The sequence below is a fragment of the Rhodobacter sp. CZR27 genome, assembly GCF_002407205.1.
In the GTDB taxonomy this organism is placed as follows: domain Bacteria; phylum Pseudomonadota; class Alphaproteobacteria; order Rhodobacterales; family Rhodobacteraceae; genus Cereibacter_A.
Map to the genome: position 1 here is coordinate 2,481,668 of NZ_CP023548.1, position 20,199 is coordinate 2,501,866.

Here is a 20,199-nt window from a genome sequence, read left to right on the forward strand (position 1 = left end):
CCATGGCGCTTCCCCCCGACCTGATCGAGCCCCTGAGCGACGAGGTCGCACAGCTCTTCACCACCGACGACCTCAAGCGGATCATGCTGCGAAGCACCGGACGCGGCCTGTTCGAGGAATGGGTGCCCGAGCATCTGACCGGCCGGCAGCGCGCCTTCGCCCTGCTGGAAGCCGTCAGCCGGCAGGATGTCGAGCGTCTGGTGCTGGCCGACATGCTGGCGCGCCGGCCGCAGGCTGCCTCCTTCGGCGCTCTGGTCGACCGCGCCTGCCCCGCGGCGCGCGCGGTGCTGCCGACCACGGGGCGGCAGATGGAGGCGGTGATCACCGGCCTCGGCGCCGTTCAGTCGCGCATGAACGAGGCGGGGGTGCGCGACCGGCTGAACCAGTCCCGCGAGCGGCTGACGATGATCGCCGACACGGTGGACAGCCTCGACGCCTACAAGTCGCTGCACGAATGCCTGCACCAGATCCAGATAAAGCAGTTCCGCGCGCTGAACGAGGCCGCGCGCAACCTGCCCTCGGATCCGCGGCAGGCGGCGGAACTGCGCGTCTACTGCAACCAGTTGCGCAGCGCCTGCGTGATCGCCCGCAACGCCGTCGAGCAGCTTCCCGTGGCGCCGATCCCGCGGGCCACCGAGACGCTCTGGATCGACGCGCTCGATGCGGCCGCGGCGCAGATGCAGGATGCGATCGACGCCTCGAACCCTGTGGCCGCGCGCTCGGCGCTGCGCCAGATCCGCTGGATCATCCAGAACACGCCGCTGCGGCTGAACAGCCTGATCTTCGCCACCGCGAGCGCGCTGCCGCTCGACGACCTCGCTCGCACGCTCGAGGATGTGGCGGGCACCGGCGCGGGCGACCTGATCCGCACGGCGCTCGGCTCGCTCCGGCTGATCATTCCGACCATCCGCTCCGAGGTGGTCGAGCATCGCGAGTGGCAGGAGGCCGACCTGCGCATCGCAGAGCTGGACCAGCTGTTCGAGCGGGGCGGCACCGACCTGATCGAGGAATTCGCCTCGATCTGGATCGAGCTGAAGGCCATGGTGCAGGAACTCGCCGCGCGCGACCCCGGTGCGGTCTGGGCCCGGCGCATCCTGTCCTATGTCGAGGATGTGGACGACGCGCTGGCGCGCGAGAAGGCCGACCCCGCCTTCGAGGCGATCTATGCCGCCTTCCGGGGCGAGGCGCAGATCCGCTTCCTCACCGTCGATTCCAAGCTGAAGGGCGACTGCTCCGCGCTGCTCAGGATCAGCCTTCCGCTGCACCGGATCCTTGCGGAGCTTGGGCCATGAGATCGCAGGACGCCGACCGCTTCGACAATGTGCTCGACCTGCAGACCGCGCATCTCGGCATGATGCAGCGCCAGCACGAACGGCTCGCCCGCGACGGCCAGCCGCTCGACAGCGCCGAGGTCGCGGCCTTCCTCGACCGGGTTCGCAGGACGGGGGCGGTGCTCGCGGACCCCGAGGACCGCCGCAAGGCGCAGCGCGTTCTCGACTACTGGTCGGCGGACCTGCTCGATGTCGCGCGCGGTTTCGACGGCCATCACGAGACCGAGGGGCTTGCCCCCTTCGTCCCCGGGTCCGAGGGCGACGCCGCCGGCGACCTGCTGGAGGACCGCAGTTCGCGGGAATACATCCGGCTTGCCGCACAGGCCCGGCAGTGGCGCGACACCCGCGCCAAGGGCTACCTGATCAGCGGCAAGGCCCTGCGCTCGGCAGAGAAGTTCAGCCGCGATCCCGAGATTGCCGACCTCATCGCGGCGAGCCTTGTCGAGGAGCGGCGCGACGCGCGGCGCGCCCTCAGGCGCAAGCGGATCGCCATGGGCCTGACCCTCGCCGTGCTTGCCTCGCTGGCGGTGGCCGTGGTCGCGTACCGCGAGGCCGACGACGCCGTGAGCCTGAAAGCAATAGCAAGGTCGGGCCGCGACGACGCGCGCAGGCTTGCGAATGAGCAGACGCTCGACTTGGAACAGCGGCAGCGGCGGCTGGACGACGCGGTCACCGCACTGGCCGACATGGTGATCGCCGACCGTCTGGCGCTGAGACAGGTGCCAGAGTCGGTGCGCAGCGAGGTGCTGGCCGTGCTCGCGGTCCGCCTTGCGGATGGCCGGCTGGATCGTGCGGCACTGGCGCCGGACGTGGCGGCGGCGGTCGAAGCCTACGCTCCGGCCGTCAAGGGCTCGGTCTTCGGCGAGGATCTGAACGGCTACGACCCGGACTTCCTCGGCCGCACCCTGCCGCTGCCCCGACTGGGGCCCGCCCTGCTCGCCGATGGCTACCAGGACGGGGCGCCCGTGCCCTATCTCAACTTCAGCTTCGTCTTCGACCGGGCGCGACGCGCACCATTCTATGCGGCGATCAACCTGGACCGGATGCAGCGGCGCGTCCTGCCCGCCACCGAGACGCCGATCGAGCCGGACCCCCGCCTGCCGCCCGAGTTGCGACCGAACCCCGACCGCTTCGCCGGCGGCCTCGTGCCGGCCGACTATGTCCCGCGCGACTACATCACCTGGGGTCCGCTGCTGGAGGAAGGCCCGATCCGCGCTGCACGTCTCGCCGACCAGTCGGTGCAGATCCATCTCAACAAGGCCCCGGTGCATCCGGACACCGCCAAGGCCTGGTCAGATCAGGTCGCGTGGATCCGCGACGCGCACAACAGCTTGGCGTCGCGCGTGACCTTCTTCACTGGCCCGGTATTCAAGGACGACGATCCGGACGTGCCCTCGGCACTCTGGCTGGTGGCCGTCTCGCTGCGCGACGCCTTGGGGGTACCTTTTGGACAGGAGCAGCCTCTCGTGGCCGAGGGCTTCCTGATCCCCAACCGTGCCGACATCGACCGCCTCCAGAAGTCGCAATTCATCTTCAAGATCCAGGGCATCGGTCTGGCCACCGGCCTCATCTTCCCGGAAGCGCTGGTCAACGCGGATCGCAACAGCAACATCGGCAGCCCGACCGAGGGCGACCAGCTGGCCCGCGGGGTGGGCGAACTCGACCAGCCGCCATCCCCGGCGCAGGCTGCGCTGATCGAGAGGCTCGGCAACGTGGTCGGCGGACGCGAGACCCTGCGCGAGTCCGAACAGGCGAAGGTCGTCCGGGCGCTGCTCGGCATGCTCGGCCGGATGACCGAGCTGTCACCCGGGGGGCAGGTCAACCTGCTGACGGTCCTGAACGAGGTGCCGCCCGCGAGCTGGAACCGCACCGACTGGGTCGGGATGAAGGCCGACGCGCGGCGCAAGGTAACCATGCTACGCGCGCCCGGGGCCGAGCCGGCCGGAGAGGCCGAGGCACTGCTCGGGATGCTCGTGCCCCAGCTGGATCTCGATGTGACCCAGAGCCAGACGGCCTACCTGCAATTCGCCGGTATGACGCGCGAACGTGCCCGGGGTTTCGCCGCGGCCCTGCGCAATCTCGGCTGGACCGTGCCGGAAGAGGAGCGGGTGACGGCGGCGCAGTCCCTGAACGAGGTGCGCTTCAACCCCGGGCTGGAGGCCGACGCCGCCGCGGCCCTGCTGCTGGCGGCCGATCTCGAAGCGGCTGGCCGGTCCGGCATCCGGGCCACACCGAACGGGCGGATTCGCCCGGGCACCCTCGAGATCTGGATCGGAAGCGCCCAGTGACCGCCCCGTGCAGCGACCGGCCGAGGCCGCGCCGCCGGGTATGAAACGCCCCGGGCGAGGCGAGCGGCGGACCGTCGCCTTGGCATCTCCAGCGCACGCCCCACGCGCCCCGGCAAATCCATCACGTCGGTCAGGAGCAGTCTTCGCGCGCGGTCCGCCGCTCCCCGCCCATGAAGACTGCCGCCGGTATCTTCTGGCGGAGTGACGGATGCACGAACCAAAGGTTCAGGCCGGGCAGTGGCGGAAGCGGTGGGATACTACGCCACCCCACGACAACCCCTTGAAGTCCTTGGGAATAAGTGATTTTATGGCGCAACGTGTGTGGTAAACGTGTGTGGAAATGCCGAAATACCTCGAAAAGCGTCGTCGTCGTTGGTACGCTGTTTTAGACGTGCCGAAGGGGTTACGCGACAAGATCGGGAAGCCTCGCTTCGTCCAGAGCCTCAAGACCGAGAGCCTCACCGAAGCTGAGCGTCTGGTGCTTCCCGTGGTCGCTGGTTGGAAGGCTGAGATCGAAGCGGCAAGGACTGGAAGCCGTGCCCCGGTCGAGGAGTTGATGAAGACAGCGGCAAGCTGGGGTGCCGAGTACCGGGACTTGAAGCCCGAGCAGCGGCCGGAAGCTCTCATGCTCATCGCCGACAAGGCCGAGGACATCAGCTACAAGGACGGGAAGCTGGCCTCCGACTTCTTCAAGGTCGCCACCAGCGAAAGCGTCGTGACCGACTCGAAGGTCGAAGACTGGCTTGCCACCCTCGACAACGAACCGAAGTCCAAGGACATGAAGCGGTCGGACGTGAAGCGACTGGCCCAGGTCTTTCCGTTCACCCACCAGATCACGAAGCAGGGGGTGCAGAGGTGGGTGCATACGCTTGAAACCGAAGGGGGGCTGAAGACCAACACCGTGCGCAGGATCATCTCTGCCTGCCGCACCTATTGGCACTACCTGCAAGCCTCTGGCTCAATCTCCGACGAGGTAGACCCCTTCATCAAGGCCGTGCCGAAGAAGGCCAAGGTCTCGAAAGCTGCCGTGGCTGAGAAGCGGCGTCCCTTTACGGCGGATGAGGTGGTCGGCATCCTGAGGGCTGCCGCTGACAAAGGCGATACACAGCTTGTTCAATTGATCTGGCTCGCAATGTGGACCGGGTGTCGGATCGAGGAGCTTTGCTCACTGAGGACCGGGAACGTCCATAGCCAGCACATTGTGATCGAGGATGCAAAGAGCGAAGCCGGATGGCGTGATGTGCCTATTCATCCGAAGCTGAAGCCGGTCTTGGACAGCCTCAAGGCAACCAGCACAGATGGCTTCATCATGAGTGACCTGACGCTTAACAAGTACGGGGACAAGTCGAACGCCATAGGTAAGCGGTTTGGCAGACTCAAGGAGACGCTTGGCTTCGGCGTCCAGTATGTATTCCATAGCATACGGAAGACGGTCGCAACAAAGCTGGAGAACGCTGGAGTTGCAGAGAACGTCGCCGCAGACATCCTTGGTCACGAAAAGCCAAACATCACCTTTGGCCTCTATTCGGGCGGCACCAGCTTGGAAGTCAGGCAAGCCGCTATCGAGTTGATCGACTACCCCATCAGCGTGATGCCCGACAGAACAGGCTGCATTAGACTTCGTCAAAGGTAGGCCATCGAGGCGACGGTGACGGAAATGTAGCCGTAAACGGCCTTACTTAGAAGGGCAAATCCGTCCTTCATGCTGTGCCTCCAAAAGGGCAGCGTTTGTTCGCCCGAATGTGCAGCTAACAGTTCACTCCATTGCCGAGACCTACGTGCCTTCAGCCAACGCGCTGGAGGCCGTGCGGTGACGTGAATTGAGTGTAACCGTAAAGAGCCTGACATAGAGGAAGAAACCGCAAAGGTCCTTCCTTCGGTCGCGTGTCCCGAATCCTCATGGATAACTCGTGAAATGGCCCAGTGCTTCCGCAGCTGATGGGAGCCGGCGTCTGCCGATGCGGTCTCGGGATCGGAAAACCTATCCACCTCCTAAAATGAAGGTAAAACAATGAATATTGAAATTCAGCAAGTCGCTCGTGACGCTGCAAAGAAAATCGAACGCAAGGCGAGGACCGTAAAAGACATCAACGATGTCATCTCCATCGGCGCCGTGATGGACGAACTTAAGAAGTCTTTCCCAAGCACCAAACTGCGCGGACAGTATATCCAACAGAACTTGCCAGAACTCGCTGAGCTTGATTCTCCGTTCCGCTCAAACAGCCGTTGGGTCTACCGGACCCACATTGGCAAAGAGGATGCCGACATTCTGGAGGTCATGGGGGTACGCAGCTTCTCTGAGTTGCCATATACGCATCCGACGGTTCTTCGCCAACGCTATCGAGAGCGTAAAGCTGCCCTAGGCAACGTCGTCACCGAATAAGAAAGGCAACATCAAAAGGCTCGGTCAGGAAACTGGCCGCGCCCCTTAATCCTATGAACGAAGAAGTCCAAGAAAAAGAAAAGGCAGTATGCGGTCATTGTTCGGCAGAGTTTGAAAAGCGAAGGAGGAACCAGAAGTTCTGCTCCGACGCCTGCCGGAAGAATGCCTATCAGAAACGCGACAGAAAGGAGAACCCAAGGAACTCCCTGATGTCGTCAACTAAGCGAAGGGAGAACGAATTACTCTTCGACACGAACAGAAGAATTGCGGAGGATGTTTATACTCGACCACCATGCGAACGCTTTGATTATGTCGCCGCAATGATTGAGGCGGCAAGATTGGGCAGCGGGAAGTTGAGAGCCTTGCTCATGAATAAGTTCCTGCTTTGCCCAGATTACAACATGAGGGGGCTGTTTCACCGCAACTGCCCTGCCGCCTACCTGACGGCAAGCCAAATCGCCTCCGTGTTCTGTAAGCTGGCTTGGAAGGCGGAGCTAAGGGACGTCATCTATGGGAAAGTATCGGGCCCACCAGATTGCAGTGTAGAGGTGCGCGAGGCCTTCATAGACTCAATCTAGAAGCAAAACGTCGTCACCATATATAACATAGGCTGCCGCCTTCAGGCCGTCACATGGTCATGCCGACGAGTGGATTGGCCTGTGATGAGCCAAAGCGTCGTCACCATAGATCATTTGCCACGCTGATACCTAAAGGGGCCTTCTGTTGACGTCCTGATGATGGAATCATTTGTGATGCAGCAGGAACGTTGCTCGACAAGAACAATAAGAACAATAATAAACCCCCATTTTTTTGAAGTCTCAATCTCAGACCCCCACCCCCTTCTGGCTCCGAGATCAAATCCGGTCCTCAGCTTGCCTTCCGCTTGCCTCGTAGCGCCACGGAGAGAGTCGCTGAGACTCGTTGGCTCATGTCGGCTGCATTGTGTGCCCGCGACGCTACCGCCCGCCAGTGAAGCTCTCCGTGAGTCTCTGAGGGTGTCGGCCTCGGGGCCTGCCCTCGCCATTCCTGATGCCGCCTCTGCCAATAGGGCAAGCCCATGTGTCAGGGTGCCACAGTGACGGGATCGCCTGACAATGGAGTGGTGTTTCGAGTTTTGGCAGACTCGGGACGCCACCTCTTAGACTTCATTGGCAGAGGTGGTAACATGCTGGTTGGATACGCTCGGACTTCGACGCTCGAACAGGTCGCTGGACTGGAGGCTCAGAGAGAGGCGCTGAAGGCCGTTGGCTGCGAGCGCATATGGGAGGAACAAACGAGTTCAGTGGGCGTCAGGGAGGCTCTCAAGGCCGCTATGGACTATGTTCGGGAAGGAGACACGCTGATCGTCACGAAGCTGGATCGTCTGGCCCGTTCGGTGAGGCACCTTGGGGAGATCGTTGACGCTCTTGAGGCCAAGAAGGTGGGGCTGAGGGTGTTGGACCTTGGGTTAGACACCGGCAATGCCACAGGGAAGCTCATGCTGAACGTCCTTGGGGCTGTGGCTCAGTTCGAACGGGAGATGATGCTGGAGCGGCAGAGAGAGGGGATTGCCAAGGCGAAGGCGGAGGGTAAATACAAAGGACGGAAGCCGACTTGTGGCATTAAGGCCCTACAAGCGGTCGAGCTGCTTGGATCCGGCATGACTAAAAGGGAAGTGGCGATGAAACTGAATATTTCCGAGCGTTCAATCTACCGAATGCTCTCAGTGCACACGAATCACCAAGCGAAATAAGAGTTCGGTCACGGCCTCCGCAAGCAACCAGCATGAGCGAGTGCGGATCTTAGAAGGCCCTCAGAGGCTTGAAACGATGGAATCCGCCTTAGGCTCTGAATGCTTTGCTCTTGAGCAATTCTAACCAAGATGCTGGAGTGATTGTACTTTCGCAGGCCCTCCTGTCGCGCGATTTCACTCAACGTCTCTTTCGGATCCTGCACTTGCTCCAAGTGCCGTGGATTTGCAGGAAGTATTTGCAGTGTCCTGGCGGAAAAGCTGCTGAGACCAAATGCGGACAAGATGGCAGCGGGATCAGAAAGTGCCCAAGCCTCTAGCTCCCTCATCGGCTTGAGATAGATGGCTCGCTCGATTTGAAACTGGCAGATGTCAGCGGCAAGTTGGGCGAGAGCCTCACATCTGTTTGCAATTCCCTCTCGGAGCGCTCGACCACCTGCGTCGGCGTGGATGAAGAGCAAATGAAACTCGTCCTTCCGCGAGCATATACCGGCTGCGACCCTCTGGAAGTCCCTATCTGACACGCCGAACTCAGTTGAGGGTTGCACCGCAACGTCATACGGTCTTACCCCCTCCGCGGATAGTAGGTTATCTATTACCCTCGGAAGCAAAACATTGAAATAAGCTGAATCGGTTACGCCCTCGTAAAACGCCGCCCAAGATAAGTACATCATACACCGCCGGATTTCTTTCTGAGGATCTCTTCGACCTTCTCCGGACAAAGATGATGTTCATTATCGAAAAGCGACCTCATTGGCGCGATTGTCCTCATCCGCGTCCGGATTTCGGAATGTTCACCTTCAATACTTCGACTAAGCACCATATCCGCAAACAATACATCCTCGGCATCAAGGGACTTCATAACAGCGGGAGAGTGTGTATTTATTAGAACCTGAAAATAATCGCCGATTGAATCAGAAGCTCTAGTTGATTGCTTCAGCAAGTCGATTAGCTCCGGTATCCGCCCCTCATGCACACCATTCTCCGGCTCCTCAAAGCAAAGAATTCCCTCGCGATCGGGATCATTCAGGACCGTAAGCAGCGCGAGGAGCCGGATAGTTCCGTCGCTTATTACCCGTGAGCTGAATATAGTGCCATCCCGAAGTTCCACCTCAAATGCATACTCCCGCGACTTGTCTTCGTCAGTCATACGAACTAAGCGAACTTGAGGGATCAGTAATGCCAGATCGGATGAGATGTCTGATATTGCTCCCGTGGGTCTTGACGTGGTAGAAGATCTTCTTTGTATCTCAGAAAGACTAGCGGCGAGATTTGAGGCATCGCTTCTTAGTCTTTTGTCCTCGTACCTGTCATTTGACTTCCGAGCGGCAATAGGATTGATTTCGAGGAATCGAGTATTTGTAATCAGCTTCTTGAGCGCGTAAAGATGCCGGAACTCAGCAGTCGCGATAGTTGACAGCGCACTTCTTGACGCTTCCGCTGCAGGAAGTTGCAGGGGTGTTCCCCGCTTCGATGTGCCGCTTTCTGCCAATCCATCCTGTCGTATCAGGAACGCTCGCGGGCAGCCATCGGCATCCCTTTCAGTCTCTAAAAATGGTCTCTTCCTGCTGGAGCGACTGATCTTGTAATCGGGCCTGAAGGTTAAAGTATCGTCCTCCGCCTTGATAATTCGACAATCCTCCTGGGAAACAAAAATTCCCTGAGATTTGTCCCTCAGTTCGATGCATATTTCGTATCGAAGGCGCTGCGAGGGCGTTTCGTACTTAGCTCCGAAGTCATCGACGCCTTGTTTCGGTATTAGGGCTTCGATTGCGAAACGCATTGTTCTTTGAAGACCGGCCGCAGTTTGTCGGAAAAGCTCTTCAGGCTCCCCTCTAAGATCCTGCATCGCCTGACGCACGTCGGTCTGAGCTAACCGAGATAGGAATTTCAGCGCATCAAAAAGATTAGATTTCCCCGTGGCATTTGCGCCGATTACCGCCATGAACGGGCGAAGGTTGGCTGAAAAACCTTGGAACGTTTTAAAACCATCTATTTCGATTCTGGTAATCAACGCCCCCACCCCGGCTAAGCCTTCCGAACGCGCGTCGTCGTTCATGCAGGCTATGTTACACCCGACTCGCTTGGTGCCTGTCAAGCCTGAGCATTGCCGCAGGAAGCCAAATTGTTGGTTTTCCTCTGAGTCCTCTGCAATGTCAGTCAGACCATATTGGCACATGCTTCCTTAAGTAGAAATCCAGGTGAAGTGGATCCAGAGTTAGGAACAGCGGTAAATACCGGGCAACAGCTCGCGCTTACCTTTTTGGAACCCTGTTCTTTAGATGCGACCGGGAGATCAGAAATACTGACAACAGGGCGTAGCGCAGCATCGCCAATTCCTGCCTGAACCTGTCTAAATCTGTTGCGTTACTGCCCGACAGAAAATGCATGGGACACTCTAGAGACACAGATCGCTATATTAACCGAGTAGCCTGCTGCAACGTTAGGCGGCATAAATGGTAATACAAGCGCTAACCAAAGCTTGTCGCTTATCAAGATGATACTACTCATGCCCCTCTGCGTGCACGAACACCTTCCACGGGGTTCTGCAAGGGCCCACCGCTGCCCTCCTGCGCGGCCAAGAGGTGCGACCGCCATCTCACTGCGACACCCGCCCGAGTCAGTCGTTATGACTGGTCGCCTTCGCCGACCGAAAGGGCCGTGTGGTGGCAACGTGTGTGGGACGCGTGTGTGGGTGAATATTCTCTGCCTATCCTAACTTGCTGAAATGTCGAGCAAATCTCCGTCTCCTATGTGATGGCGGAAGCGGTGGGATTCGAACCCACGAACCCTTGCGGATCGCTGGTTTTCAAGACCAGTGCCTTCAACCACTCGGCCACGCTTCCAGATGCTGCCCCCGCTCGGGTCTCGGGGGCGCCGGTATTATCCGTGCTGCAGACCTAGCCGCAACATAATGCCTGCACAATGAGATTTCTCGCGCTGCCTCGGTCACAGCGGAAGGCGATGGCGGCGGAGCACGCATGACCGGGAACACACACCCCCTGCAGACAGCCATACCGGCCCAGCCTGGTCTTAACGGTTGGTCAACCAATTCGCCCTAGGCAGGAGGGGAACGGGGACCATCATGATCGCAAGAGCATTCACCGTTGCCTTCGAAGGCGTCGATCCGCGCAGCGTCGAGGTGCAATGCGCCGTCTCCGCAGGCCTGCCGGCATTCGCCATCGTTGGCCTGCCCGACAAGGCGGTGTCCGAGGCACGCGAGCGGGTCCGCACGGCCCTTGCCGCCATGTCGATCGCATTGCCCTCGCGGCGGATAACGGTGAACCTGTCGCCTGCCGACCTGCCGAAGGAGGGGTCGCACTTCGACCTGGCGATCGCGCTGGCGCTTCTGGCCGCGCTGGAGATCATTCCGAAGGACGAGGTGGAACACACCCTGGCCATCGGTGAACTCTCGCTCGACGGGCGCCTCGTGCCGGTGCTCGGCGCGCTGCCTGCAGCGATGGCTGCGGCAGAGCAGGACCGTGCCCTGCTCTGCCCGCGGGCTTGCGGTGCCGAGGCGGCATGGGTCGGCGCGACCCAGGTCCTCGCTGCCGGCACGCTCGACGAGGTCGTGCGCCATTTCGCCGGGCAGACGCCGATCGCTCCGGCCGAGGCGGGGGAAGTCTCGATCTCCCGGGGACGCATGCCCGACCTCGCCGAGGTGCGCGGACAGGAACGCGCCAAGCGCGCGCTCGAGATCGCGGCCGCGGGGCGCCATCACATGCTGCTGGTCGGCACGCCCGGATCGGGCAAGTCGATGCTGGCCAAGTGCATGCCCGGGCTCCTTCCCCCGCTGCTGCCGGCCGAGGCGCTGGAAACCTCGATGATCCATTCCATCGCCGGGCTCCTGACCGAAGGCGGCATCAGCCGGTTGCGGCCGTTCCGCGATCCGCATCACACCGCCTCGCCGGCCTCGATCGTGGGTGGCGGGAGAAGCGCCCGACCGGGCGAGGTGAGCCTGGCCCACAACGGCGTGCTCTTCCTCGACGAACTGCCCGAGTTTCCGCCGCGCGTCCTCGACACGTTGCGCCAGCCGCTCGAGAGCGGCGAGATCATGGTGCCGCGGGCAGATGCGCGTTACCGCTACCCGTGCCGCTTCCTGCTCGTCGCGGCCGCCAATCCCTGCCGCTGCGGCTATCTGGCCGATGCGTCGCGGGCCTGCAGCCGCGCCCCCTCCTGCGGTGAGGATTACCTCGGCCGGATCTCGGGACCCCTGATGGACCGCTTCGACCTGAGGATCGAGGTGCCGCCGGTGGAATGGATGGACGGAAGCCTTCCCAAGGGCGGAGAGAGCTCAGCCACCGTCGCCGCGCGGGTCGCCGTTGCACGCGGGATCCAGACCCGGCGCTACGGCGGCCACCCCGGAGTGCGCGAGAACGCGGAAGCCGATGGCGACCTGCTCGAAGAGGTGGCTGCGCCGGACGAGGAAGGCCGCGCGCTGCTAGGACGGGTGGCCGGCCGCTTCGGCCTATCCGCGCGCGCCTATCACCGGATCCTCCGCGTGGCGCGCACAATCGCCGATCTCGACGGCTCCGGGCCGGTCCGCTATCCGCATGTCGCCGAAGCGGTCAGCTATCGCCTCGCCTTCGCGCAGCCGCTGAAACAGGATAACCGGCTCGCATCGAGCTGACGCCTCGCGACACGCTACCCGGAGGCCAGCCGTTTCGCCTCGATCACCTCCCAGATCCGCGCGGCGCCGTTGGTGCCGTCGAACCGTTCGAGTTCCTGCAGGCCGGTGGGAGAGGTCACGTTGATCTCGGTCAGATAGTCGCCGATCACATCGATGCCGACGAAGATCTGCCCCTTCTCGCGCAACACCGGGCCGATGACCGCGCAGATCTCGCGGTCGCGGTCGGTGAGGCCGATCTTCTCCGGCCGTCCGCCAGCATGCATGTTCGAGCGCGTCTCGCCGGACTGCGGAACGCGGTTGATCGCCCCGATCGGCTCTCCGTCGACGAGGATGATCCGCTTGTCGCCCCGCTCGACCGCCGGCAGGAACTGCTGCGCGATCAGCGGCTCGCGGCTCATCGAGGTGAACAGTTCGTGCAGCGAGGACAGGTTTCGGTCGTTGGGATCCAGCCGGAACACCCCGGCGCCGCCATTGCCATAGAGCGGCTTCAGGATGATGTCGCCGTGGCGGGCCTTGAAGGCGCGGATCGTGGCAAGATCGCGGGCGATCGTCGTCGGCGGGATGAGGTCGGGAAAGCGCAGCACCAGGAGCTTCTCGGGCGAGTTGCGCACCCAGAACGGGTCGTTCACCACCAGCGTCCCGGGCATGATCAACTCGAGGATGTGGGTGGTGGTGATGTAGCCCATGTCGAAGGGCGGATCCTGCCGCAGCCAGACCACGTCGAAATGGCCGAGATTCACCTCGGTCTCCTCGCCGAAGCTGACATGGTTGCCGTATTCGCGGCGAAGCTCGATCCAGTGGCCGCGTGCCGTCACCTGCCCGTCGTCATAGGCCAGGTGATCCGGCGTGTAGCAGAATAGCCGATGCCCGCGGGCCTGCGCCTCCAGGGCGATGCGGAAGGTGCTGTCCGCGTCGATGTTGACCGAGGCGATCGGGTCCATCTGAAGGGCGACTTTTAGGCTCATGCGCATCTCCTGCCGGTTCGGCCCTTGATGGCGCAGCGCTTGAACCGTTGCAACCGGATCAGGCGGCGAAAGCGTTCTCGATGATCTCCACCCGGCCCAGCGCATCGACCAGCGCCACGTCGAACCGGCTGGCGGTGAGCTGCCCGCGCGGCTCTCCCGCAAGGAACTCCGACGCCGCGCCATAGATGCGGTCCATCTGGCGGCGCGACAGGCGGGAGGCCGCGGCGGCGTGGCTCCGGCTCTTCTTCACCTCGATGAAGATGACCTCGGCGCCCTCGCGGGCGATCAGGTCGATCTCGCCCGAGGCACCACGCCAGCGCCGCGCGGCGATCGGTCGGCCCGACCGGTCATAAAGGCGGGCCACGGCGTCTTCGGCCGAGTGGCCCGCCAGATGGGAGACTTCTCCGCTCATTCGTCCTCCGCCAGCCGCAGCGCGGCCTGATACACGTCCCGTCGCGGCAGCCCGAACCGGCCGGCCACCGCCGCAGCCGCTTCCTTCACCGACATCGTCCCCAGCGCCTCGGCCAGCGCCGCCTCGACGTCGCGGGCCTCGGCCTGCACGGGCGCGGCCCGGTCAACGACAATCACGATCTCTCCCTTCACGGCGCGGTCCCGGAAGGCGGCGGCAAGATCGGCAAGCGGACCGCGCGTCACCTCCTCGAATCGCTTTGTCAGTTCCCGGCAGACCGCGGCCTCCCGGTTGCCCAGACACTGCACCAGATCATCTAATGTTCGGCTAACGCGCTTGGGCGACTCGTAGAGCACGAGCGTGGCGGGCACCGCCGCCAGTTCCATCAGGAACTTCTGCCGCGCGGAGGCCGTGGCGGGGGCGAAGCCCGCGAAGAGAAAGCGGTCGGTCGGCAGGCCCGAGACCGTGAGCGCCGCCAGCACGGCCGAGGGTCCGGGCGCGGCCAGCACCGGATGGCCCGCCTCGATCGCCGCCCGGGCAAGCTGATAGCCGGGATCGGCGACCAGCGGCGTGCCGGCTTCCGACGCATAGGCAACCGCCTTGCCGTCCCGCAGCGCGCGGAGCAGCCGGGGGCGCACCGCCTCGCCGTTGTGGTCGTGGTAGGCCACCGTCGGCCGACCGCCCAGGGGGATGCCGTGGATTTCCATCAGGTGCCGCAGGGTGCGGGTGTCCTCGGCCGCCAGCACGTCCGCCGCCCGCAGGATGTCGAGCGCCCGGAGCGTGATGTCGCGGGCCGCGCCGATCGGCGTCGCCACGAAATGCAGTCCCGGCGCCAGCGGCCTCGCGCCCGTCGCGACCGGTTCCGGCTCGGCTTCGCCGATCGACATGGGGCGCTCTCCTTCCAAAGTTGCCATCCCGGGTGGGACCGCTTACGCTCCGGTCCAGGCACAGCAACGGGATGAGGAGCCAGCATGTTGTCCGTTCTCAGCCGCGCCCGCAAGTCGGTGGGCCGCGCCGTGATCGCACTCGCGGCACTGGCGGTCGCCGCCTGCGAGCCCGTCGGCATGACCCAGGGCGGTCCCCCGATCGACCGGTCGCAGCCGGTTCCGGTGGCCCTGCTGGTGCCCGGAGGCTCGGGCCAGGCCAGCGACGAGCTGATCGCGCGCAGTCTTCAGAACGCCGCCCGGCTGGCCGTCGCCGATCTGGGCAATGTGCGGATCGACCTCAGGGTCTACAACACGGCCGGCCAGCCCTCGCGGGCCGCCTCGATGGCGACGCAGGCGGTGGACGAGGGTGCGAAGATCATCCTCGGCCCGGTCTTCGCGCAGGAAGCCAATGCGGCCGGCCTGGCCGTCGCGTCGCGCGGGGTCAACGTCCTCAGCTTCTCGAACAACACCGACATCGCCGGCGGCAACGTCTTCGTCCTCGGGCCGACCTTCCAGAACACCGCGGACCGTCTGTCGCGCTTCGCGGTCGGACAGGGATCGGGCCGGATCATGGTGGTGCATGACCGCACGGCCGCCGGCCAGAGCGGCCGCGCCGCGATCGAGCGCGGCGTGGCGCGGGCGGGCGGCTCGGTGGTGGCCACGGCGGACTACGAATTCTCGCAGAACGGCATCGTCTCGGCCACACCGGGCATCGTCGAGCGCGCGCAGGCAACCAATGCCCAGGCGCTGTTCCTGACCGCCGACACCGCGGGCGCCCTGCCGCTGGTGACCCAGCTTCTGCGCGAGAACGGCCTGCCTGCCGACACCGCCCGGTTCATCGGCCTGACCCGCTGGGACATCCCATCGGCCACGCTGTCGCTGCCCGGCGTGCAGGGCGGCTGGTTCGCGCTGCCCGATCCCGGCGTCTATGGCCAGTATGACCAGCGCTACCGCGCCGCCTATGGCGAGGCTCCGCATCCGATCTCGGGGCTGGCCTATGATGGCGTCGCCGCGGTGGGGGCGTTGCTCAAGCGCGGGCCGGCGGACGCCCTCAGCGGGCGGGCCCTAACGCAGGGCTCTGGATTCGTCGGCGTGAACGGCATATTCCGGCTGCTGAGCGACGGCGGGAACGAACGCGGATTGGCCGTCGCGCAGATCCGCAACAACCAGGTGGTAGTGATTGACCCCGCGCCGCGAAGCTTCGGTGGCGCCGGCTTCTGAGACCGGCGCCTTGCAGGATCCGCTTCTCCAGGGGCTGATCCTGCCCCGTTTCCGCATCATCGACCCGGAGGCGCTCGTCCGCGCCATCCTGGCCGAGATCGACGCAAGCCCCGCGAACGATCCGAAGGCCGCCCGCGCCATCGCCGTCCGCCACATGGCCGAGGCGAAGGCCGCGGGCAACCGCGCCCTGTCCGAGGCCTTCGAGGCGCGCCCGCGCGAGGCCCGCGGCCTGATCCGGTCGCAGGCCGTGCTGACCGACGGCCTCGTCACCACCGCGCTCCGCGTCGCCTGCGAGCGGCTGCATCCGCTGCCCACGCCCACCGAGGCCGAGCGCATTGCGGTGATTGCGGTCGGAGGCTACGGCCGGGCAGAGATGGCGCCGCACTCCGACGTGGACCTGCTGTTCCTCACGCCGTGGAAGATCACGCCCTGGGCCGAGATGGTGATCGAGAGCATGCTCTACATGCTCTGGGACCTTCGGCTGAAGGTCGGCCACGCAAGCCGGACCGTGAAGGACTGCGTGCGCATGTCGCGCGAGGACATCACCGTGCGCACAGCTCTTCTGGAACACCGTTTCCTTGCCGGCCATCAGCCGCTGGCCACCGAGCTGGACGAGAAGCTCTGGACCGAGCTGTTCCGCGGCACCGGGGCCGAGTTCATCGACGTGAAGCTGGAAGAGCGCGCCCAGCGTCACAAGCGGCAGGGCGGGCAGCGCTACGTGCTCGAGCCCAATGTGAAGGAGGGCAAGGGCGGGCTGCGCGACCTGCAGACGCTCTACTGGATCGGCAAGTATCTCAACCGCGTCGCCTCGCCCGCAGGGCTGGTGGCAGCGGGCCTGCTGACCCGCGAGGAGTTCGAGACCTTCGAGCGGGCGGAAAGCTTCCTCTGGGCGGTGCGCTGCCACCTGCACTACATCACCGGACGCGCCACCGACCAGCTGACCTTCGACATGCAGGTCGAGGTGGCGGCCCGGATGGGCTATTCGGACACGCGCGGCCGGCGCGGCGTCGAGATCTTCATGCAGGACTACTTCCGCCACGCCACCCGCGTGGGAGAGCTGACCCGCGTCTTCCTCGCACAGCTCGAGGCGCGCCACGCGAAAAGCGAGCCGAAGCTGATGGGCTTCTTCCGCCGCAAGAAGCGGCTGAAGCCCGGCTACCGGCTGCTGAACGGGCGTATCGACGTCTCGGACTCCAAGGCCTTCCTGGCCGACAAGCTGAACCTGCTGCGCATCTTCGAGGAGGCGCTGCGGACCGGCCTGCTGATCCACCCGTCCGCCATGCGCGTGATCGCGGCGAACCTGCACCTTTTCGACGAGGAGATGCAGAACGACCGCGAGGCGAACCGGATCTTCCTCGACCTGCTCTTGAAGCACGGCAACCCGGAACGCGCGCTGCGCCGCATGAACGAGCTGGGCGTTCTGGGGGCCTTCATCCCCGAGTTCGAGCGCATCGTCGCGATGATGCAGTTCAACGTCTACCACCACTACACGGTGGACGAGCACACCATCCAGTGCATCTCGACGCTGGCGCAGATCGAGCGCGGCGAGCTGGACGAGGAGCTGCCGGTCTCGCACGGCATCCTGACCGAAGGCGGCGTGAACCGCCGTGTGCTCTATGTCGCGCTGCTCCTGCATGACATCGGCAAGGGCCGGCCCGAGGATCACGCGATCCTCGGCGCGCAGATCGCCCGCCGCCTCGCGCCGCGCTTCGGCCTGAACCCCGACGAATGCGAGACGGTGGAATGGCTGGTGCGCTATCACCTGCTGATGTCCGACATGGCGCAGAAGCGCGACATCGGCGATCCGCGCACCCTGCGCGACTTCGCCAAGGCGGTGAAGTCGAAGAAGCGGCTCGACCTGCTGACGGTGCTGACGGTCTGCGACATCCGCGGCGTGGGGCCGGGCACGTGGAACAACTGGAAGGCCCAGCTGATCCGCAAGCTTTACCGCGACACGGTGACGGCGCTGGAAGCCGGGATGGAAAGCCTCAACCGCGAGAACCGCGAGGACGAGGCCAAGCGCGCGCTGCGCGAACTGCTGGAGGAATGGGACCCCAGGGACCTGCGCAGCGAGATGGCGCGCCACTACGCCCCCTACTGGCAGGCGCTGTCGAATGGCACCCATGCGGTCTTTGCGCGGATGCTGCGGGGCTTGGGCGAGGACGAGATCCGCATCGACCTCGATCCCGATCCCGACCGCGATGCCACCCGCGCCTGCTTTGCGCTGGCCGACCATCCGGGCATCTTCTCGCGGCTCGCCGGGGCGCTGGCGCTGGTCGGCGCCAACGTGGTCGATGCGCGCACTTATACGACGAAGGACGGCTATGCCACGGCGGTGTTCTGGATCCAGGACGCCGAGGGCAGCCCCTACGAGATCAGCCGCCTGCCCCGCCTGTCGGCGATGATCGACAAGACCCTGAAGGGCGAGGTCGTGGCGCGCGACGCGTTGGCGGACCGCGACAAGGTGAAGAAGCGCGAAAGCCAGTTCCGCTTCCCCACCCATATCTCCTTCGATAACGACGGCTCGGACATCTACACGATCGTCGAGGTCGATACCCGCGACCGGCCCGGCCTGCTCTATGACCTGACGCGGACTCTGGCGGCGAACAACATCTACATCGCCTCGGCCGTGATCGCGACCTATGGCGCGCAGGTGGTGGACACCTTCTACGTCAAGGACATGTTCGGCCTGAAACTCTACCAGAAGACGCGGCAGGAGACGCTGGAGAAGAAGCTTCGCCAGGCGATCCTCGAGGGCGCGGAGCGGGCGTCGCGGTGAAGCCGATCTCGCTGGCCAAGGGTTTCCTCACCGTCGGCGGCTGGACATTGCTCAGCCGCGGCGCGGGATTTGCGCGCGACATCATGATGGCGGCCTATCTGGGCGCGGGCCCGGTGGCCGAGGCCTTCCTGATCGCCTTCTCGCTGCCCAACATGTTCCGCCGCTTCTTCGCCGAGGGCGCCTTCAACATGGCCTTCGTGCCGATGTTCGCCAAGAAGCTGGAAGGCGGCGAGGATGCCAAGGGCTTTGCCCGCGATGCCTTCTCGGGCCTCGCGGGGGTGCTGGTGGCCTTCACGCTTCTGGGCACGCTTCTGATGCCGTGGCTGGTGCTGGCGATGGCCTCGGGCTTTGCCGGCGACGCGCGCTTCGACCTGGCGGTCGATTTCGGCCGGATCGCCTTCTCCTACATCCTGTTCATCTCGCTGGTGGCGCTGCTTTCGGGCGTGCTGAACGCCTTCGGACGGTTCACGGAGGCCAGCTTCGTTCCGGTGCTGATGAACCTCATGTTCATCGCCGCCATGCTGCTGGCCGATCGGCTCGGCTGGGACATGGGCTATACGCTCGCCTGGACCGTGCCCGTGACGGGGGTGGCACAGTTCCTGTTCACCTGGATCTCGGCCAGCCGCGCGGGCTTCACGCTCTGGCCGCATCTGCCGCGGATGACGCCCGAGCTGAAGCGGCTGGCGATCATCGCCGCCCCTGCCGTGCTGGCGGGCGGCGTCGTGCAGGTGAACCTGCTGGTGGGTCGTCAGGTGGCAAGCTTCACCGAAGGCGCCGTCGCCTGGCTCTCCTATGCCGACCGGCTCTACCAATTGCCGCTGGGGGTGGTCGGCATCGCCATCGGCACGGTCCTGCTGCCCGACCTGTCGCGCCGGCTGCGGGCGGGGGACGAGGCCGGCAGCCGCGCCTCGTTCAACCGCGGGGCCGAATTCGCGCTGATGCTGACGCTGCCCGCCGCGGTGGCGCTGGTGGTGATCGCGCTGCCGCTGACCACGGTGCTGTTCCAGCGCGGCGCCTTCGGGGCCGAGGATGCCTGGAACACGGCGCTCGCGCTTGCCGCCTATGGCGTGGGCCTGCCGGCCTTCGTGCTGCACAAGGTGCTGCAGCCGCTGTTCTACGCCCGCGAGGACACCCGGCGGCCGTTCTACTATGCCGTCCTGTCGATGCTGGTGAACCTCGTCTTCGCGGTCGGACTGATGCCGGTGATGGGCTTTCTCGCGGCTGCGCTGGCCACCACCGTCTCGGGCTGGGTGATGGTCTGGCAGCTCTGGCACGGCTCGCGCGGGATGGGGACCGCCTCGCGGCTGGACGAGCGGTTCCGGGAGCGAGTGCCGCGGATCGTGCTGGCTTCGGCGATCATGGGCGGGCTGCTCTTCGCCGGGAACCTCGCGCTCGGGCCGCTGCTGGAGCAGTCCGGCTGGCGCTATCCAGGCCTGGCCGCGCTGGTGGCGCTGGGGATCGTGGGCTACTTCGGCTCGGGCGCGCTGATCGGGGCCTTCCGGCTGTCGGACCTGCGCGCCCTCAGGCGGCGGGGCTGA

14 protein-coding genes and 1 tRNA gene are annotated in these 20,199 nt (G+C 64.3%); 10 read left to right on the plus strand and 5 right to left on the minus strand.

Going from position 1 to position 20,199, the window contains the following annotated elements:
- Positions 1-2: 2 nt before the first annotated feature.
- From CK951_RS12100 to CK951_RS12115, 6 genes are all read left to right on the plus strand, one after another.
- Entirely contained in the window at positions 3-1,292 is a 1,290-nt protein-coding gene (locus tag CK951_RS12100) for a hypothetical protein (RefSeq protein ID WP_096786389.1), read from the plus strand.
- A complete protein-coding gene (locus CK951_RS12105) occupies positions 1,289-3,619 on the plus strand; it encodes a DNA/RNA non-specific endonuclease (protein WP_096786390.1) in 2,331 nt (776 codons plus the stop codon). Before CK951_RS12100 ends, CK951_RS12105 begins: the two co-directional genes overlap by 4 nt.
- 340 nt (positions 3,620-3,959) lie before the next feature.
- A complete protein-coding gene (locus CK951_RS12110; protein ID WP_157764549.1) occupies positions 3,960-5,252 on the plus strand; it encodes a tyrosine-type recombinase/integrase in 1,293 nt (430 codons plus the stop codon).
- Positions 5,253-5,630: 378 nt separating this feature from the next.
- Entirely contained in the window at positions 5,631-6,002 is a 372-nt protein-coding gene (locus CK951_RS21030; protein WP_157764550.1) for a hypothetical protein, read from the plus strand.
- Positions 6,003-6,055: 53 nt separating this feature from the next.
- A complete protein-coding gene (locus CK951_RS21035) occupies positions 6,056-6,580 on the plus strand; it encodes a hypothetical protein (protein ID WP_157764551.1) in 525 nt (174 codons plus the stop codon).
- 587 nt (positions 6,581-7,167) lie between these two features.
- On the plus strand, positions 7,168-7,734 hold the full coding sequence (locus CK951_RS12115; RefSeq protein ID WP_096786392.1) for a recombinase family protein: 567 nt from the start codon (positions 7,168-7,170) through the stop codon (positions 7,732-7,734).
- A 667-nt stretch (positions 7,735-8,401) separates the two neighbouring features.
- On the opposite strand, the gene CK951_RS12120 is transcribed toward CK951_RS12115, so the two are convergent.
- Together CK951_RS12120 and CK951_RS12125 are read right to left on the minus strand one after the other, a co-directional pair.
- Positions 8,402-9,790 carry an AAA family ATPase gene (locus CK951_RS12120; RefSeq protein WP_157764553.1) on the minus strand — a complete coding sequence of 463 codons (1,389 nt, stop codon included), beginning with the start codon at positions 9,788-9,790 and terminating at the stop codon, positions 8,402-8,404.
- A gap of 699 nt (positions 9,791-10,489) precedes the next feature.
- Positions 10,490-10,577: transfer RNA gene (locus CK951_RS12125), tRNA-Ser, on the minus strand.
- A gap of 239 nt (positions 10,578-10,816) precedes the next feature.
- Between CK951_RS12125 and CK951_RS12130 the strand changes: the two genes are divergently transcribed.
- Positions 10,817-12,361, plus strand: a complete 1,545-nt coding sequence (locus CK951_RS12130) for a YifB family Mg chelatase-like AAA ATPase (protein WP_096786394.1) — start codon at positions 10,817-10,819, stop codon at positions 12,359-12,361.
- 14 nt (positions 12,362-12,375) lie between these two features.
- Here CK951_RS12130 and gshB read toward each other — a convergent pair whose 3' ends face one another.
- From gshB to rsmI, 3 genes are read right to left on the minus strand one after another with little or no spacing between them, the layout of a single operon-like run.
- Positions 12,376-13,326 (minus strand): glutathione synthase, encoded by a 951-nt coding sequence (gene gshB, locus CK951_RS12135; protein WP_198402349.1) that lies wholly within the window; start codon positions 13,324-13,326, stop codon positions 12,376-12,378.
- A gap of 58 nt (positions 13,327-13,384) precedes the next feature.
- Positions 13,385-13,738 carry a YraN family protein gene (locus CK951_RS12140; protein WP_096786396.1) on the minus strand — a complete coding sequence of 118 codons (354 nt, stop codon included), beginning with the start codon at positions 13,736-13,738 and terminating at the stop codon, positions 13,385-13,387.
- Positions 13,735-14,622 (minus strand): 16S rRNA (cytidine(1402)-2'-O)-methyltransferase, encoded by an 888-nt coding sequence (gene rsmI / locus CK951_RS12145; RefSeq protein ID WP_096786397.1) that lies wholly within the window; start codon positions 14,620-14,622, stop codon positions 13,735-13,737. The genes CK951_RS12140 and rsmI overlap by 4 nt, the downstream gene beginning before the upstream one ends.
- Before the next feature lie 84 nt (positions 14,623-14,706).
- Here rsmI and CK951_RS12150 point away from each other — a divergent pair, with 84 nt between their 5' ends.
- The 3 genes from CK951_RS12150 to murJ are packed head-to-tail and all read left to right on the plus strand — an operon-like array spanning position 14,707 to position 20,199.
- Positions 14,707-15,882 (plus strand): penicillin-binding protein activator, encoded by a 1,176-nt coding sequence (locus CK951_RS12150; RefSeq protein ID WP_096786398.1) that lies wholly within the window; start codon positions 14,707-14,709, stop codon positions 15,880-15,882.
- Positions 15,866-18,661, plus strand: a complete 2,796-nt coding sequence (locus CK951_RS12155) for a [protein-PII] uridylyltransferase (RefSeq protein WP_096787249.1) — start codon at positions 15,866-15,868, stop codon at positions 18,659-18,661. The genes CK951_RS12150 and CK951_RS12155 overlap by 17 nt, the downstream gene beginning before the upstream one ends.
- On the plus strand, positions 18,658-20,199 hold the full coding sequence (gene murJ, locus CK951_RS12160; protein WP_096786399.1) for a murein biosynthesis integral membrane protein MurJ: 1,542 nt from the start codon (positions 18,658-18,660) through the stop codon (positions 20,197-20,199). The genes CK951_RS12155 and murJ overlap by 4 nt, the downstream gene beginning before the upstream one ends.